This window comes from Streptosporangium sp. CA-135522 (assembly GCF_050949235.1).
Taxonomy (GTDB): Bacteria; Actinomycetota; Actinomycetes; order Streptosporangiales; family Streptosporangiaceae; genus Streptosporangium.
Genome location: NZ_CP192026.1, coordinates 2,383,695 through 2,398,370, shown reverse-complemented (window position 1 = coordinate 2,398,370; position 14,676 = coordinate 2,383,695). Strand labels below are relative to the sequence as shown.

Annotated in this window: 16 protein-coding genes and 1 pseudogene; 5 read left to right on the top strand and 12 right to left on the bottom strand. The window is 71.1% G+C overall.

Annotated elements, in window-relative coordinates; all coding sequences use genetic code 11:
* Nucleotides 1-92 precede the first annotated feature (92 nt).
* A complete protein-coding gene (locus tag ACQPYK_RS11470) occupies nucleotides 93-698 on the top strand; it encodes a TetR/AcrR family transcriptional regulator (protein ID WP_433253958.1) in 606 nt (201 codons plus the stop codon).
* Nucleotides 699-748: 50 nt separating this feature from the next.
* Here ACQPYK_RS11470 and ACQPYK_RS11465 read toward each other — a convergent pair whose 3' ends face one another.
* The 9 genes from ACQPYK_RS11465 to rimP all read right to left on the bottom strand — a co-directional run bounded on the left by ACQPYK_RS11465 (nucleotide 749) and on the right by rimP (nucleotide 10,022).
* Nucleotides 749-1,702, bottom strand: a complete 954-nt coding sequence (locus ACQPYK_RS11465; RefSeq protein WP_433253956.1) for a bifunctional riboflavin kinase/FAD synthetase — start codon at nucleotides 1,700-1,702, stop codon at nucleotides 749-751.
* A gap of 313 nt (nucleotides 1,703-2,015) precedes the next feature.
* Nucleotides 2,016-2,915 carry a tRNA pseudouridine(55) synthase TruB gene (gene truB, locus ACQPYK_RS11460; protein WP_433253954.1) on the bottom strand — a complete coding sequence of 300 codons (900 nt, stop codon included), beginning with the start codon at nucleotides 2,913-2,915 and terminating at the stop codon, nucleotides 2,016-2,018.
* Nucleotides 2,916-2,949: 34 nt separating this feature from the next.
* Nucleotides 2,950-3,948, bottom strand: coding sequence for a DHH family phosphoesterase (locus tag ACQPYK_RS11455; protein WP_433253952.1), 999 nt, complete (start codon nucleotides 3,946-3,948; stop codon nucleotides 2,950-2,952).
* Nucleotides 3,945-4,427 carry a 30S ribosome-binding factor RbfA gene (rbfA, locus tag ACQPYK_RS11450; protein ID WP_433253950.1) on the bottom strand — a complete coding sequence of 161 codons (483 nt, stop codon included), beginning with the start codon at nucleotides 4,425-4,427 and terminating at the stop codon, nucleotides 3,945-3,947. The genes ACQPYK_RS11455 and rbfA overlap by 4 nt, the downstream gene beginning before the upstream one ends.
* A gap of 69 nt (nucleotides 4,428-4,496) precedes the next feature.
* Complete coding sequence (locus ACQPYK_RS11445) at nucleotides 4,497-4,796, bottom strand: DUF503 domain-containing protein (RefSeq protein ID WP_012888847.1); 300 nt, start codon at nucleotides 4,794-4,796, stop codon at nucleotides 4,497-4,499.
* Nucleotides 4,797-4,922: 126 nt separating this feature from the next.
* The gene (gene infB, locus ACQPYK_RS11440; protein ID WP_433253948.1) at nucleotides 4,923-8,072 is read right to left on the bottom strand and encodes a translation initiation factor IF-2; all 3,150 of its coding nucleotides are present in this window, start codon (nucleotides 8,070-8,072) and stop codon (nucleotides 4,923-4,925) included.
* A gap of 142 nt (nucleotides 8,073-8,214) precedes the next feature.
* Nucleotides 8,215-8,517: a YlxR family protein gene (locus ACQPYK_RS11435; RefSeq protein ID WP_433253946.1), complete on the bottom strand. Its 303-nt coding sequence runs from the start codon at nucleotides 8,515-8,517 to the stop codon at nucleotides 8,215-8,217.
* Nucleotides 8,501-9,496: a transcription termination factor NusA gene (gene nusA / locus ACQPYK_RS11430; RefSeq protein WP_433258766.1), complete on the bottom strand. Its 996-nt coding sequence runs from the start codon at nucleotides 9,494-9,496 to the stop codon at nucleotides 8,501-8,503. The genes ACQPYK_RS11435 and nusA overlap by 17 nt, the downstream gene beginning before the upstream one ends.
* Before the next feature lie 25 nt (nucleotides 9,497-9,521).
* Complete coding sequence (rimP, locus tag ACQPYK_RS11425) at nucleotides 9,522-10,022, bottom strand: ribosome maturation factor RimP (RefSeq protein ID WP_433253944.1); 501 nt, start codon at nucleotides 10,020-10,022, stop codon at nucleotides 9,522-9,524.
* Nucleotides 10,023-10,213: 191 nt separating this feature from the next.
* On the opposite strand from rimP, the gene ACQPYK_RS11420 reads away from it, so the two are divergent.
* The 4 genes and pseudogenes from ACQPYK_RS11420 to ACQPYK_RS11405 form a co-directional block, all read left to right on the top strand.
* Entirely contained in the window at nucleotides 10,214-10,705 is a 492-nt protein-coding gene (locus tag ACQPYK_RS11420; protein WP_433253942.1) for a twin-arginine translocation signal domain-containing protein, read from the top strand.
* Between the two features lie 32 nt (nucleotides 10,706-10,737).
* Nucleotides 10,738-11,199 carry a ferritin-like domain-containing protein gene (locus ACQPYK_RS11415; protein WP_433253940.1) on the top strand — a complete coding sequence of 154 codons (462 nt, stop codon included), beginning with the start codon at nucleotides 10,738-10,740 and terminating at the stop codon, nucleotides 11,197-11,199.
* Between the two features lie 97 nt (nucleotides 11,200-11,296).
* On the top strand, nucleotides 11,297-11,488 hold the full coding sequence (locus ACQPYK_RS11410) for a DUF4236 domain-containing protein (protein WP_433253938.1): 192 nt from the start codon (nucleotides 11,297-11,299) through the stop codon (nucleotides 11,486-11,488).
* A 131-nt stretch (nucleotides 11,489-11,619) separates the two neighbouring features.
* Nucleotides 11,620-11,742, top strand: a pseudogene (locus ACQPYK_RS11405) (hypothetical protein); the annotation flags it as partial.
* Here the strand turns inward: ACQPYK_RS11405 and ACQPYK_RS11400 are convergent.
* The 3 genes from ACQPYK_RS11400 to ACQPYK_RS11390 are packed head-to-tail and all read right to left on the bottom strand — an operon-like array spanning nucleotide 11,706 to nucleotide 14,641.
* Nucleotides 11,706-12,815, bottom strand: coding sequence for a glycosyltransferase (locus ACQPYK_RS11400; protein WP_433253936.1), 1,110 nt, complete (start codon nucleotides 12,813-12,815; stop codon nucleotides 11,706-11,708). The pseudogene ACQPYK_RS11405 and the gene ACQPYK_RS11400 sit on opposite strands and share 37 nt — an antisense overlap.
* Nucleotides 12,815-13,849, bottom strand: a complete 1,035-nt coding sequence (locus ACQPYK_RS11395; RefSeq protein WP_433253934.1) for an iron-containing redox enzyme family protein — start codon at nucleotides 13,847-13,849, stop codon at nucleotides 12,815-12,817. Before ACQPYK_RS11395 ends, ACQPYK_RS11400 begins: the two co-directional genes overlap by 1 nt.
* Before the next feature lie 60 nt (nucleotides 13,850-13,909).
* Entirely contained in the window at nucleotides 13,910-14,641 is a 732-nt protein-coding gene (locus ACQPYK_RS11390) for a class I SAM-dependent DNA methyltransferase (RefSeq protein ID WP_433253932.1), read from the bottom strand.
* Nucleotides 14,642-14,676: the final 35 nt, after the last annotated feature.

The window sequence follows — 14,676 nt, the reverse complement described above, 5'->3', positions numbered from 1 at the left end:
AGCATTCAAATAATTTGAATGCCATTCAAAATGCACTGCCGTACAGTCAGACGTCAAGAGTTCGCCGGGACCCTTTACCGGAACGGGGCAAAATGGCACGACGGCGGCTGGAACGTCCACGTGAGCAGATGCTTGAGGCGGCGATGGAGGCGATCACCGAGAACGGTCTCGCCGAGCTGACGATGGCGGCGCTGGCAAGGCGGCTGGGCACCAGCGGCGGCCATGTCCTGTACTACTTCGGCAGCAAGGACCAGGTCCTGCTGGAGACCCTGCGCTGGAGCGAGGACCGGCACGCGCTGACCAGGAGCACGTTGCTGGCCGCCGGGGGGAGCGCGATGGACCGCCTGCGCGACTACGTGGCGGTCTATCTGCCCGAGGGGGCGGGCGACCCGCGCTGGCTGCTCTGGGTGGACGTCTGGAGCCGTACCCCGGCGGTGCCCGCGCTGCGCGAGGGCCAGATGGAGATCGACCTGGGCTGGCACCGCGACCTGATCACCCTGCTGGAACGGGGCGTGCGGGAGGGCGAGTTCGCCGCCGCCGACCTGGAGTCCTTCTCGGTACGGCTGCGCGCGATGCTGGACGGCTTCAGCACCCAGATCGTGATCGGCGTGCCCGGAGCGAGCCGGGAGGAGTCCATGGCCCACGCCCTGGCCTACGCCCGGCAGACGCTGGGGGGACCGCCCGAGCCCGCCGGTTGAGCGGCGGGCCGCGTCGGCGCCGACCGCTCGGGCGCGCCGACGCCGACCGCTCAGGAAGTGAGGCGGCGGGCCTCGTCCACGTCGGCGTGCATCTGGTCGATCAGCGCCTCGATCGAGTCGAACTTGACGTTGCCACGCAGCCGGGGCCCGAAGTCCACGGCCATGTGGGCGCCGTAGAGGTCGAGGTCGTCACGGTCGAGCGCGTAGGCCTCGACGGTGCGCGGCACGCCCTCGAAGGTGGGGTTGGTGCCCACCGAGATGGCCGCGGGCCAGCGCTCGCCGCCGTAGACCGCGGGCAGGTTGCCCGTCGAGATGCCCTGCAGCCAGCCGGCGTAGACGCCGTCGGCGGGGATCGCGGTGAAGTCCGGCGACTCCACGTTGGCGGTCGGGAAGCCGAGCTGGCGGCCGCGCTGGTAGCCGCGGACGACCACGCCCTCGACCCGGTGCGGACGGCCGAGCGCCGCGGCGACGGCCTCCATGTCCCCGGCGGCGAGCCGTTCGCGGATGAGAGTGGAGGAGATGGTCTCCCCGTTGCTCACCAGCGGGACCGCCTCCGCCACGAAGTCGTACTTCTCGCCGAGGGTCTGCAGGGTCTCGACGTCTCCGGAGGCCTTGTGCCCGAAGCGGAAGTTCTCCCCCACCACGACCCCGCCCGCGTGCAGTCGGTCGACCAGCACGGTCTGCACGAACTCGTCCGGGCTCATCCTGGAGAACTCCAGCGTGAACGGCAGCACGCACACCGCGTCGACGCCGAGGGCGGCGAGCAGCTCGGTGCGGTGCCGGGCCGTCGTCAGCCGGGGTGGGTGCGTGCCCGGCCGCACCACCTCCTCCGGATGCGGGTCGAAGGTCACCACGACGGAGAGCAGCCCGAGCTCACCGGCCATGGCGACGGCACGCGCCACCATCTGCTGGTGGCCGCGGTGAACCCCGTCGAAGACGCCGATCGTGATGACGGACCTGCCCCAGTCTTCGGGCACGTCGTCCAATCCGTGCCAGCCTCGCACCGCAGCCTCTTCCCCTTGTAGCGGATCGACCCCTAAAGCCTGCCATGCTCGGGGACCATCCCTCCAATCGGGGAGCTCGTTGGAGGGCGGCGGACCGCCTGACGTCGGCTGATGCGAACCACCGCGCACCGGGCCGCGCGCCCGGCGCCACCGTGTCACACGGAACACCGGGCCGGGCACACGAACACCCGGCGCCACCGTGTCACACGGAACACCGGGCCGGGCACACGAACACCCGGCGCCACCGTGTCACACGGAACACCGGGCCGGGCACACGAACACCCGGCGCCACCGTGTCACACGGGACGGCGGGTCAGGGGACGAACACCGCCAGCGATTTGGTGATCTTGCCGTGCTCCTCGGCCAGGGCCAGGAGCGTGCCGTCCGGCCCGAACACGCCGATCGGACCCTCGCCCAGTCCGAGCGAGGGCAGCCGCCCGCCGTGCGCGACGATGCCCGCCTCCTCGGCGGTCACGTCGCGGCGGGGGAAGGCCGCCGCGACCGCGTCGGCCATCGGCAGGATCACACAGTCGGCGGAGAGCTGCTCGACGGTGCGCGCCATCGACAGGTCGTACGGTCCAACGCGGGTGCGGCGCAGGTAGGTCAGGTGGCCGCCGGTGCCCAGGGCCGCCCCCAGGTCACGGGCGAGCGCACGGATGTAGGTGCCGCTGGAACAGGTCACCGAGACATCGACGTCGAGCAGGTCGCCGGCGCGGCGGATGCCGGTGATCTCAAAGCCCGACACGGTGACCGGGCGAGCCCGGAGCTCGACCTCCTCCCCCGCCCTGGCCCGCTTGTAGGCCCGCTCGCCGTTCACCTTGATGGCGCTGATCTGCGGCGGAACCTGCATGATCGGTCCGGTCAGGGCGGCGACGCCCTTCCTGACCTCCTCCTCGGCGACCTCGGCGGCCGAGGCCGTCGCGATGACCTCGCCCTCGGCGTCGTCGGTGTTGGTGGACTGGCCGAGCCTGATCGTGCCGTCGTAGCCCTTCTCGGTGAGCGCGAGGTGGCCCAGGAGCCGGGTGGCCTTCTCCACGCCGACCACCAGCACTCCGGTGGCCATCGGGTCCAGGGTGCCCGCGTGGCCCACCTTGCGGGTGCCCGCGATGCCGCGGAGCTTGCCGACGACGTCGTGCGAGGTCCACTCGGCGGGCTTGTCAACGATGATCAACCCGCTCGGCGGCGGGATGCGCTTGGCGCGAGCCGTACTCATATTCGGATGGTCCTTCTGCGAGAGTGCGCGGAGGCTACAGGAGTGCGCGGAGGTTCGCCATCGTCTGCTCGACGGGCAGGTGGGAGGTGAAGCCCGCAGCCTTGGTGTGCCCACCGCCGCCCAGCGCGGCACAGACGCGGGAGACGTCCACCGCGCCCTTGGAACGGGTGGAGACCTGCCAGGCGCCGTCGTCGTCCTCCTTGAGGATCACCGCCACATCCGCCTCCTCGGTGCGCCGGATCACGTCGATGATCCCCTCGACCTCGTCGTACGGCAGGCCGTAGGCGGCCCGGTCGGCCCGGGTGACGAACGTCCAGACCAGGCCCTCCCCCACCTCCGGCTCCAGCTTCACCCGGTCCAGGACGGCACCGAGCACCCTGAGGTAGCCGAACGGGGAACGGTCCCACAGCTCCCGGGAGATCTCCTCCGGGTTCAGTCCCGTGGCCACCAGCCGGGCCGCCATCAGGTGCACCCCGGAAGTCGTGGAGGAGTGCCGGAACGAGCCGGTGTCGGTGACCAGGCCGGCGTACAGGCAGGTCGCGATGGCCTTGTCGAGCGGCAGGCCGAGCCGGTGGATCAGCTCCTCGGCGAGCACGGCCGTGGCCGCGGCACCGGGGTCGACCAGGTTGAGCGTGCCGAATTCGGTGTTGGACGGGTGGTGGTCCACCACGATCAGCTCGCGGGCCTTGACCGCGTTCCCGATGAGCGTACCGAGCCGGTCGACGATGGGGACGTCGAAAGTGACCATCAGCTCCGGCACGGCCGGGTAGTAGTCGGGCTCGGCCAGCAGCTCCTGCCCGGGCAGGAAACCCAGCAGCCGGGGCACCCGGAAGCGGCGTTCCCCGAAGGAGGCCGTGACCCGCTTTCCCGCGGCGCGCAGCGCCAGGCCGAGCGCCAGCATCGAACCGAGCGCGTCGCCGTCGGGCGAGATGTGGCAGGCCAGCGCGACCTCTTCGGCGGAGGAGATCAGGCCGACGGCCCGATCCCAGTCATGGACCGGGATCGGACCTCCCGCACTCAGCTCGGGCGTCACGTCGCGGGGTGTCCCGCCCGCTCTGACGGTTCGTCGTCGCTCTCGTCGAAGTCGGCGTCGTCCTCGTCGGGCTTGCGGTACGGGTCGGCCTCGCCGGCGTGCTGGGCCCCTTCGGCCTTCTTGGCGATCTCGGCGTCCCTCACCTTGGCCTCGGCGAACAGACCGTCGAGGTGGCGGGCGCTGTCAGGGAGCGGGTCGTGGGTGAACGTCAGCGTCGGAGTGTGGCGCAGACCCGTCTGGCGGCCCACCTCCGAGCGGATGAGCCCCTTGGCGCTCTCCAGCGCCGCGGCGGAGTCGGCCCGCTCGGCCTCCGAGCCGAACACGGTGTAGAACACCGTGGCCTCGCTCAGGTCATTGGTGATCCGCGTGTCCGTCACGGTCACGAAACCCAGCCTCGGGTCCTTGATCCGACGCTCCAGCATCTCGGCCACGACCTGCTGGATACGATCGGCGATCTTACGTGCGCGTGCGGCGTCCATATTCGCTCCCCCCTTCTCACAGTAACGACCGGACACGAAGGGCGGCTCCGCGACCGGTCATCGCTGTAACTAGTCTTCGTCCTCGTTGTAGAGCCGATGCCGGGCGGACAGCAGCTCGATCTCCGGATGGAAGGCGATCAGGCGCTCGCAGTCGTCCAGCACCGCGCCGCAGTTGGCGGCGGTGGCCGAGACGACCGCTATCCCGATCTCGGTACGGCGGTGCAGGTCGAGATGGCCGGTCTCGGCGACGGCCACGCCCGGAAACCGTCGTTGCACCTCGGCGATGATGGGACGCACCACGGAGCGCTTCTGCTTCAGCGAGTGGACGTCGCCGAGCAGGATGTCCATTGTCAGGGCACCTACATACATGTTGAGTCATCCGCCACGGCTGTCACCGTGCGCCGGCGGCGCCGGGGCGCCCGCCGGCCGAAGGTGGTGCTCACCCGACGGGTGAGGCCTTCGGCCGGCGAACGACCCCTTTGCCGAACCGGAGCATCAGACGCGCGGCTTCTCCCGCATCTCGAACGTCTCGATGACGTCGTCGATCTTGATGTCGCTGTAGCCGACACCGATACCGCACTCGTAGCCCTCGCGGACCTCGGTCGCGTCGTCCTTGAAGCGACGCAGCGACGACACGGTGAGGTTGTCGGAGATGACGACACCGCCACGGATGATCCGCGCCTTGCTGTTGCGGACGATCGTGCCCGAACGGACCAGCGCACCGGCGATGTTGCCGATCTTCGGCACCTTGAAGACCTCGCGGACTTCGGCGGTGCCCATCTGGACCTCTTCGAACTCCGGCTTGAGCATGCCCTTGAGGGCCGCCTCGATCTCCTCGATCGCCTGGTAGATGACCGAGTAGTAGCGGATGTCGACGCCCTCGCGCTCGGCCAGGTCGCGCGCCCGGACCTCGGGACGCACGTTGAAGCCGATGATGACCGCGTTGTCGTCGGCGACCGCCAGGTTGACGTCGTACTCGGTGATCGCACCGACGGCGCGGTGGAGCACCCGCAGGCGCACCTCGTCACCGACGTCGATCTTGAGCAGCGCGTCCTCGAGAGCCTCGACCGAGCCGGAGACGTCACCCTTGATGATGAGCTTGAGCTCGTCGACCTGGCCCTTCTCCATCTCGCTGAAGAGCTCTTCGAGGGTGCGTCGACGGCCGGACCTGGCCATGTCCGCGATGCGCTTGCGAGCCGCACGCTGCTGGGCGATCTGGCGCGCCATCCGGTCGTCGGTGACGACGATGAAGTTGTCACCGGCACCCGGAACCGCGGTCAGACCGAGGACCAGCACCGGACGCGACGGGTCGGCTTCCTGAATCGCCTCGCCGTTGTCGTCCAGCATCGCCCGGACGCGGCCGAAGGCCTCGCCACAGACGATCGAGTCGCCGACGCGGAGCGTGCCGCGCTGGACCAGCACGGTCGCGACCGGGCCGCGACCCTTGTCGAGGTGCGCCTCGATGGCGACGCCCTGGGCGTCCATCGTGGCGTTGGCCCGCAGGTCGAGCTCGGCGTCCGCGGTGAGCAGGATGGCCTCGAGCAGGTTCTCGATGCCGGTCCCGTTCTTGGCGGAGATGTCGACGAACATCGTGGTGCCGCCGTACTCCTCGGCGACGAGGCCGTACTCGGTGAGCTGGGCACGGACCTTGCTCGGGTCGGCGCCCTCCTTGTCGACCTTGTTGACCGCGACCACGATCGGCACGTCGGCCGCCTGGGCGTGGTTCAGCGCCTCGATGGTCTGCGGCTTCACACCGTCGTCGGCCGCGACCACCAGGACGGCGATGTCGGTGACCTTGGCACCACGGGCACGCATGGCGGTGAACGCCTCGTGACCCGGGGTGTCGATGAAGGTGATCCGCCGGTCTTCGCCCTCGTGCTCGGTGGCGATCTGGTAGGCACCGATGTGCTGGGTGATGCCACCGGCCTCGCGCGCCACCTCGTTGGTGTTGCGGATGGCGTCGAGCAGCTTGGTCTTACCGTGGTCGACGTGACCCATGACGGTCACCACCGGCGGCCGCGCGACCAGGTCGGACTCGTCGCCCTCGTCCTCACCGAACTCGATGTCGAAGGTCTCGAGGAGCTCGCGGTCCTCCTCCTCCGGGCTGACCACAAGCAGGTTGTAGTCGAGCTCGGCGGCCAGGAGCTGCAGCGTCTCCTCGTTGACCGACTGCGTGGCGGTCACCATCTCGCCCAGGTGCAGCATGATCTGCACCAGGGACGCCGGGTTCGCGCCGATCTTGTCCGCGAAGTCCGCAAGGGAGGCGCCACGTGACAGACGGATCGTCTGACCGTTGCCGCGGGGAGCCTGCACGCCGCCGATCGCCGGGGCCTGCATGTTGTCGAACTCTTGACGCCGCTGGCGCTTGGACTTGCGACCACGGGTCGGACGTCCGCCCGGACGACCGAACGCACCCGCCGTACCGCCGCCGCGGCCACGGCCGCCGCCACCACCGGGACGACCGGCGAAACCGCCGCCGCCACCACCGGGACCACCGGTTCCGGTGCCGGGACGACCTGCGCCGCCGCCACCACCGGGACGACCGGCGAAACCGCCGCCACCACCGGGACGGCCACCGCCGCCACCGGGACGACCGCCGCCGCCACCGCCACCGGGACGGCCACCGCCGCCCGGACCGGGACGGCCGGCACCGCCGCCGCCGGGACCGGCGGGACGGCCCTGGGGCATCATCATCGGGCTGGGACGGGGACCGCCGGGACGCGGACCACCGGCACCGGCGCCACCGCCGGGACGCGGACCACCCGCACCGGGACCCGGACGCGGACCGGCCGCACCGGGAGGACCGGAACGAGCCGCGGGCGGACGGGGACCGGCCCCGTCGCGCTGACCCTGCTCGCGGGGACCGCGGTCCTCGCGAGGACCGGGACGCGGGCCACGGTCGCCGGGGCCGCCGTCACGACCGCCGGGACCGCCCGGACGCGGCGGCCGGGCCTGGCCCATGCCGCTTGCGTTGGAGGAGAACGGGTTGTTACCCGGACGCGGGCCGCGGGGACCCGGACGCGGACCCGGCTTGGGACCGGGACCACCCGCACCGGGAGCGCCCGCACCGGGCCGGGGGCCCGAAGGGGCTCCACCCGGGCCACCGGAGGGACGGCCTTCCGGACGCGCCGCCTCGGGACGGGCCGCCGGAGCCGGACGCGGAGCCGGCCGGGGGCCGGGCTTCGGACCGGGGGCGGCGGGACGCGGAGCCTCGAACCGCGGCGGCTGAACCGGCGACGGCTGCTGCTGCGGCGGCTGAGGCGCCTGCTGCTGGGGCTCCGGAACCGCGGGCGGGGCCTGCGGCGCGGGGGCCGCGGGACGCATCGCTGCGGGTCCGGGCCGGGGGCCCGGCTTGGGGGCCGGTCCCGGCTTGGGAATAGAGGACGGTGCCGCGGCACCGCTTCCGGCCTGGCTCTCAGCCGGCCGGGGGGCCGCCTGCGGCGGCCTGGGCGTCCTGTTGCCGCCCCTGTCGGACGAGCCCCTGGGGGGACCGCCCAAAGCTTCCGTGAGCCTGCGGACTACCGGTGCTTCGATAGTCGAGGACGCCGAACGCACGAACTCGCCCATCTCCTGGAGCTTGGCCATGACGACCTTGCTCTCCACACCGAACTCCTTGGCGAGCTCGTATACCCGGACCTTCGCCACTGCACTCCCTTACTCGGCCCGGGAGGCAGTGCCGCCGGACCGTCGTTACGTAGACGTACTCATCGCCGCATGCTCATCAGGCGCTCATAGCTATCTGACCAGCCCATCAACTCGGCGTCCTACATGACAGTTGGCAACCATTTCACCCGATCCTTTCAGCGTGAACCTCTTCCAGATGGCCTCGCACCCGCGACAGATCGAGCGGACCCGCGACACGAAACGCGCGCGGAAACGCTCGGCGACGCTCGGCGAGTGCCAGACAGCTCAGGGAGGGATGCAGTGAAGCACCACGCCCCGGGAGCCGTCGTCGCAGGTCAGGGACGATAACGCCCTCGACCACCACCAGGCGGAGCAGCTCGGAGGAAACCGTGCGAACCCGGCAGCCCACACACGTTCTCAGTGGGGCGGCCTGGCCACCATATTCCAGCTTACCGTGTGGACGCATCTGCGGAACCGGCCGCATCCCCCGCTTGTGTGTCCGGGCGGATGTCGATGCGCCATCCGGTGAGCCGAGCGGCCAGCCGGGCATTCTGCCCCTCCTTGCCGATGGCCAGGGAGAGCTGGTAGTCCGGCACGGTCACCCGGGCGGCGCGCCCCTCGGCGTCGATCACCTCGACGTTGGAAACACGGGAGGGCGAGAGGGCATTCCCCACGAACTCCGCGGGATCGTCCGACCAGTCGATGATGTCGATCTTCTCACCGTGCAGCTCGGCCATCACGTTGCGCACGCGCGACCCCATCGGGCCGATACAGGCGCCCTTGGCGTTCACGCCGGGCCGCCGCGACCGCACCGCGATCTTGGTCCGGTGGCCGGCCTCGCGCGCGACGGCCGCGATCTCGACCGTCCCGTCGGCGATCTCCGGCACCTCCAGGGCGAAGAGCTTCTTCACCAGACCCGGGTGGGTGCGCGACAGGGTGACCGACGGGCCCTTGTGGCCCTTCTTGACCTGGACGACGTAGCAGCGGATGCGCTCGCCGTGAACGTATTCCTCACCCGGGACCTGCTCGTTGTGCGGGAGCACGGCCTCGATCTTGCCGAGGTCCACCAGGACGACCCGCGGGTCCTTGCCCTGCTGGATCACGCCGGCCACGAGCTCGCCCTCACGGCTGGCGAACTCACCGAAGTTGATCTCGTCTTCGGCGTCCCTGAGCTGCTGCAGGATGACCTGCTTGGCGGTGGTCGCGGCGATGCGGCTGAAGTTGCCCGGGGTGTCGTCGAACTCCCTGAGCACCTCCCCGCTCTCGTCGTCGAGCTCAGCGGCGAAAATGGTCACGTGCCCGGACTGCCGGTCGAGTTCGGCGCGCGCCTTGGCGGCCGCGCCCTCGCTCCGGAAGTATGCGATCAGTAGCGCGTCCTCGATCGCCTTGACGACCAGGTCGAAGGAAATGTCCTTCTCCCGTTCCAGGCTGCGCAGGACGCTCATGTCGATGTCCACGAGGCTCCCCCCCTTAGCCTTCGTCGCCGTCTTCGCCGTCATCTTCGGCGTCGTCCAACCGGCGGAATTCCACCTGCACCCGGCCTCGGGTCAGGTCCTCATAATCGATGCGGCGCGATGCGCCCGCGATGTCCAGCTCCACGCCGGTCTCGTCGGTGGCGACGATCCGGCCCTCCACCGAGGTGCCGTCCCGCAGGTCGGCTTTGACCAGCCGCTTCACCGCACGGCGCCAGTGGCGCGGCTCGGTGAGCGGGCGGTCGACTCCCGGAGAGGAGACCTCCAGCACGTAGGGGGTGGCCCCCATCGCGTCCCCGGCGTCCAGCGCGGCGGAGACCGCGAGGCTGACCTCGGCGACGTCGTCCAGGCTCACGCCACCGTCACGGTCGACGACGACGCGCAGCAACCGCCGCTTGCCCGCCGGTGTGACCGTGACGTCCTCCAAGTCGAGCCCTTCGGCTCCGACGACGGGTTCCAGAAGCTTCATCAGGCGGTCGCGGGATGTGGCGCTGCCCATGCCGACCTCCCATTGTCACGATCTCAAGCCGGGCGGACCTCGCCCTTGCGGTTCACCAGCCTATCCACACCAGGGCGTGGAAAGAGCGCCACTCGGTACGGCGAGCCCGTCCGAGAAGCGAGGTGAGCGCGATTGCCAACCCGTACGATGCTAGAGGCGTCAGCAGCCCACACATAACCGGAGGTAGTCCCGTGCGTTCCCTGTCCCGGCGCACACTGCTGCGGGGCAGTGCTCTCGGGGTGGCCGCCGCGGCGGTCGCGGGGTGCGCCGCCGAGGATCCCGCGCCCCCCAGAGCCGAGCCCCCCGACCCGGAGACCGTGCTGCTCAAGCAGTTGATCGCGGACAAGGAGCGGACGATCGCGCTCTACTCGTCGATCGCCTCCGACAAGCTCGCGCCCTTCAGACAGCGGCACGAGGCCCACCTCGCCGAGCTCCGCAGGCGGCTGCCGCCCGCTGCCGCGACCGCCTCCGTCCCGCCTTCGGGCACCCCGGCCCCCTCACCCTCGGGCGCCCCGTCGCCGCAGCCGAAAGCATCCGTGCGAAGCCTGCGAAAACTGGAGCAGAAGGCGGCGGCCCTGCGTCCCCGCCAGCTCGACGGGGCCTCCCCGGCACTGGCCCAGCTGATCGCCTCCATCGGCGCCTGCGAGGCCGCGCACGCCCAGGCCCTGGCGAGGCCGCTGTGAGGGCCACCGTAAGAGTCACTGCGGGGGCCACTGTGAGAGCCGCTGTGAGGGCCGACCAGGCCCTCGGTACGGTCCTGGCGGCCGAGCACGCGGCCGTCTACGCCTACGGGGTCATCGCCGCCAGGACCGCGGGGGGCCTGCGCGTCGCCGCGACGGACGCCTTCAACGATCACCGGGCCCGCCGCGACCGGCTCCGCGCCCTGATCATCACCCGTGGCGGCACCCCGGCCGAGCCGAGTTCGAGTTACGAACTGCCGGTCACCCCGTCCACCACGGCCCAGGCCGTGGATCTCGCCGTGCTGGTCGAGCGGGGGGTGATGGGCGCCTATCTGGAGCTGGCCGCGTCCGCCGACCCGGCTTTGCGGAAGATGGCCGCACTGGCCATGCAGGAGTGCGCCGTGCGCTCCTACGGCCTGCGCCCGGACATCGAGGCCTTCCCCGGGATGCCCGCGCGACCCGATCCCGCCCCCACGGCGACTCCTCCGCCGTCGTGATCGCGCGCCGTCCCCGTCCGCCGTCTCCGTCCAGGTTTGGATCAGCGCTCAGGGGTAGCTGAGCCCGCGCCGGCACATTCAAGAGAGGGAGGAAGAGATGGGCTGGGGATATCGGAAGTCTCTGAAGTTCGGTCCGTTCCGTCTGAACCTGTCGCGCGGCGGCGTCGGCCACAGCTGGGGAAACCGTGCTTTCCGGGTCACCAAGACGGCCGACGGCCGGCGCACCCTGAGCGTGAACCTGCCCGGAGGCTTCCACTGGCGCAAGAGTCTCGGTAGCGGCTCCCGGTAACCGGCGGGCTCGCGGCGGGCCGCCCGGCAGGCTCTCAGCGAGCCGCCCGGCGGGTCGCCCGGCAGGCTCTCAGTGGGCCGCCCGGCGGGTCGCCGGCGTTTCCCACCGGTCTCGCCGGGCACAGTGTCCACATGGGAGACGAAACGGACAATTCGGTCACAGTGATCCCGTGCGAAGACGGGCCGCTGTTGCTGCGCGGGCCGTTCACGCTGATGACTCAGGACGGGGCCGTCGTCGATCCCGGCAGGGCCACGGTGGCGTTGTGCCGATGCGGACGCTCCTCCGTCAAGCCGTTCTGCGACGGCTCACACAGGCCGGCCGGATTCCGCGCGCCGAGTGAGCCGGATACGGCGGGCGAGCCGATGGAACCGGCCTGACGGCGCGCCCTGAGCAGGCGTACGGAGTGCGCCGCGGTCCGCATCCGGCGGCCGGAGTAAGGGACCCCGCCGCGGACGAACCGGTCCGCCAGGGCCAGCCAGCTGCAGGTGGCCCGCTCCAGCACCCATACCGGGGCGAACAACGCGGTGGTGAAGGGGAAGACCCGCCTGCCGCCGCCCCTGTGACGACCGATCTCGGCCAGCCCCACCGCCAGCGCGGCGCCGGCCAGGACCGTCCCGTACCGCCGCCGCAACAGCCCTGCGGCCAGCGCGGGCAGGATGGCGAGGAAGAGCAGCATCCGGGCGGGCTGGGCCAGGTCGTCGTAGGCCTGCCGTACCCGCTGGGACCAGAACCTCGCCGGATCGGGTGGAAGGCGGCGGACGTAGAGATCGCGAGGGCGGCATTCGCGTCCGCCGTGGGAGCGGACCGTGCGGATGAGCTCCAGGTTCTCGAACAGCACGTTCCCGTCGTAGCCGCCCATCTCCAGAAAGGTCGACCGGCGCACCCCGAACGTGCCCGGGTAGTCGGCGCCGAAGCTGCGGTTGAGCAGCGCTCGGGCGGTGTCCCAGCGAGCGTGCCAGGGCAGCGGGTCGAAGTAGTTCTGCGGCCGGACCAGGTCGACGGTCCGCAGCAGGACGTCGATCCTGGCCAGCTCCGCCGCGTCGTAGCGGACGTCGTCGTCGGCGATGATCACATGCTCCGCGCGGGCCCGGCGCATCCCGGTGATCACCCCGGCGACCTTGCCGTTGGCGAAGTCGAGGTCACCGTCGGGCGGCACATGCCGGGCGAACCCGCTCCAGAGGGCCGCGTGCCGTTCGAAGAGCGGGGCCGGAGAGCCGTCGACGACGACGACCCGCACGATGCGGCCGAGCCGGCGCAGGTAGGCGGTCAGCTCCCGCACGCCCGAGTCGTCCTCCCAGCGCAGCGGCAGCACGTAGTCGAGGTCCATCACCGGCCGCCCACCGCCAGACCGGCCTCGCGCAGTGACGTGGTTCCCCGTCTCCAGCTTCCCAGGACATGGTCGGCGAAGAGCCGGTCGAGCGTGAGGGCGCAGGCGGCGCCGTACAGGACGTCCTCGGCCAGGGCGGGGGACGCGGCGGCGAACCCGCCGCACATGTCGTGGGCGGCGATCTGCTCGTGAACGGCGTCGGCCTGCACGTGCTCGTCGTAGAAGCGGCAGGCCGCCGCGTCGCCGCCCAGCCGCCGCAGGCCGCGGCCGTACCTGCGGTTGGGCAGCGATGACGTCATCTCGAAGGCCGCCAGGTGGCCCAGCAGGGCGCCCCGGCGTCGCCGGTGGAGACCGAACAGCGACATGGCGTTGCCGATCGCCAGCGTGATCGCCGGGACCCGGTCGAGATGGGCCCCATAGGAGTCGTCCAGGTCCAGCATGCGCATCGTGGCCCGGAACAGCTCCGAGTGCATCCGTTCGAGCCGGCCGCCGCCGTACTCGTCGGCCTGGATCTCCACGAGGGCGGCCTTGGCACGACCGCGCAGCCGGGGGATCGCCCACGTGTGCGGATCGCCCTCCTTCAGGTGGTAGATCGACCGGTGGGCCACGAACTCGCGGAACTGCCCGAGATCGGCCTTCCTCTCCAGGAACGCCGCGAGGGAGGGGCCGTCGTCGGCGGCGGCCACCAGTTCGGCCAGGGCCCTGCGCATGTGCATGGGCGCCGCCAGGGGCGGACGCGGCTCGGACGGCGTGAGCGGCGGGCGCGGCACGATCTCCGCGAGGCCGTCCTCGAACCGCCGTTCCAGTGCCTGCCGCGCGCCCAGCAGCGACGGGTTCCACTCCCACCCGTCGTCCACCTCGTCGAAGCCCTGGTAGTGCAGCTCGTAGCAGACGAAGAGCGCGAGCTGGAGATCCTCGTCCTCGACGGCCGGCTCCCCGGCGAGCTCCGGCGGCAGGTCGAACGCGTGCGGCGGGCGTGCCAGCCGTTCGAAGAGCAGGCCGGTGAGGGGGCCTCGGGGTGCGGGCAACTGCATCACGGTCTCCCGGAACGGCGAAAGGCTCGGTGAAGGGCTCGGTGAAGGGGCCGGCGCGGGTCAGAGGCGATAGACCGACACATGCGCCCGGCTGTCGTCGGCGAACGGGGCGCCGCGCCAGTCGGCCCAGCGATGCTCGCGTTCCATGCCCGCCAGGCGCGCCATCAGGTCGAGCTCGGCCGGCCAGGCGTAGCGGTGGTTGGCGGGCAGGAGCCGCAGGCCCTCGGACGTCATATTGATCTTGGTCGTGTACATCATCTGGTCGGCCGGAGACAGCCGCGCCGCCTCCGCGAAGACCCTGTCCTCACTCAGCGACAGCAGGCGCAGCGCCGTCCCGTTCCGGAACGCCGCCAGGTCGGGCACCCAGGCCTCGACCACGAAACGGCCGCCGGGCCGCAGATGAGCCGCCGCGTTGCGGAAGCAGTCGACCTGGGCGTCCTGCGACGGCAGCGCGAAGATCGTGTTGACGGCCAGCACGACCAGGTCGAACTCGCCCTCGACCCGGGTCCGGGCGAAGTCGCCCACCGTGACCGGGATGCGGTCGCCGCCGGGCTTGGCGCGCATCACCTCCACCATCTCCGCCGAACCGTCGATGCCCGTGACGGTCAGCCCCCGCTGCACCAGCGGCAGGGCCAGCCGGCCGGTGCCGATGCCGAACTCCAGAACGGGTCCTCCCCCGGCGAGCTCGTGGAGCCGGTCCACCGCGGACTCGGTGCAGGCGTCGGCCATGGTCATGTCGTAGACATCGGCGATGGCGCGCCCGTAGGCGGACGCGTCGAACACCTGCGCCATGAAACCCCCCGTCGATCCCTTGTGAGACCGATCTT

What these genes read in the sequence shown, in the direction of transcription:
- ACQPYK_RS11470 (WP_433253958.1), top strand. Translation starts at nt 93, where the DNA reads ATGGCACGACGGCGGCTGGAACGTCCACGTGAGCAGATGCTTGAGGCG.
- truB (WP_433253954.1), bottom strand. Translation starts at nt 2,915, where the DNA reads ATGAGTACGGCTCGCGCCAAGCGCATCCCGCCGCCGAGCGGGTTGATC.
- rbfA (WP_433253950.1), bottom strand. Translation starts at nt 4,427, where the DNA reads ATGGACGCCGCACGCGCACGTAAGATCGCCGATCGTATCCAGCAGGTC.
- ACQPYK_RS11445 (WP_012888847.1), bottom strand. Translation starts at nt 4,796, where the DNA reads ATGTATGTAGGTGCCCTGACAATGGACATCCTGCTCGGCGACGTCCAC.
- ACQPYK_RS11435 (WP_433253946.1), bottom strand. Translation starts at nt 8,517, where the DNA reads ATGCGTCCACACGGTAAGCTGGAATATGGTGGCCAGGCCGCCCCACTG.
- nusA (WP_433258766.1), bottom strand. Translation starts at nt 9,496, where the DNA reads ATGAGCGTCCTGCGCAGCCTGGAACGGGAGAAGGACATTTCCTTCGAC.
- rimP (WP_433253944.1), bottom strand. Translation starts at nt 10,022, where the DNA reads ATGGGCAGCGCCACATCCCGCGACCGCCTGATGAAGCTTCTGGAACCC.
- ACQPYK_RS11410 (WP_433253938.1), top strand. Translation starts at nt 11,297, where the DNA reads ATGGGCTGGGGATATCGGAAGTCTCTGAAGTTCGGTCCGTTCCGTCTG.
- ACQPYK_RS11400 (WP_433253936.1), bottom strand. Translation starts at nt 12,815, where the DNA reads ATGGACCTCGACTACGTGCTGCCGCTGCGCTGGGAGGACGACTCGGGC.
- ACQPYK_RS11395 (WP_433253934.1), bottom strand. Translation starts at nt 13,849, where the DNA reads ATGCAGTTGCCCGCACCCCGAGGCCCCCTCACCGGCCTGCTCTTCGAA.
- ACQPYK_RS11390 (WP_433253932.1), bottom strand. Translation starts at nt 14,641, where the DNA reads ATGGCGCAGGTGTTCGACGCGTCCGCCTACGGGCGCGCCATCGCCGAT.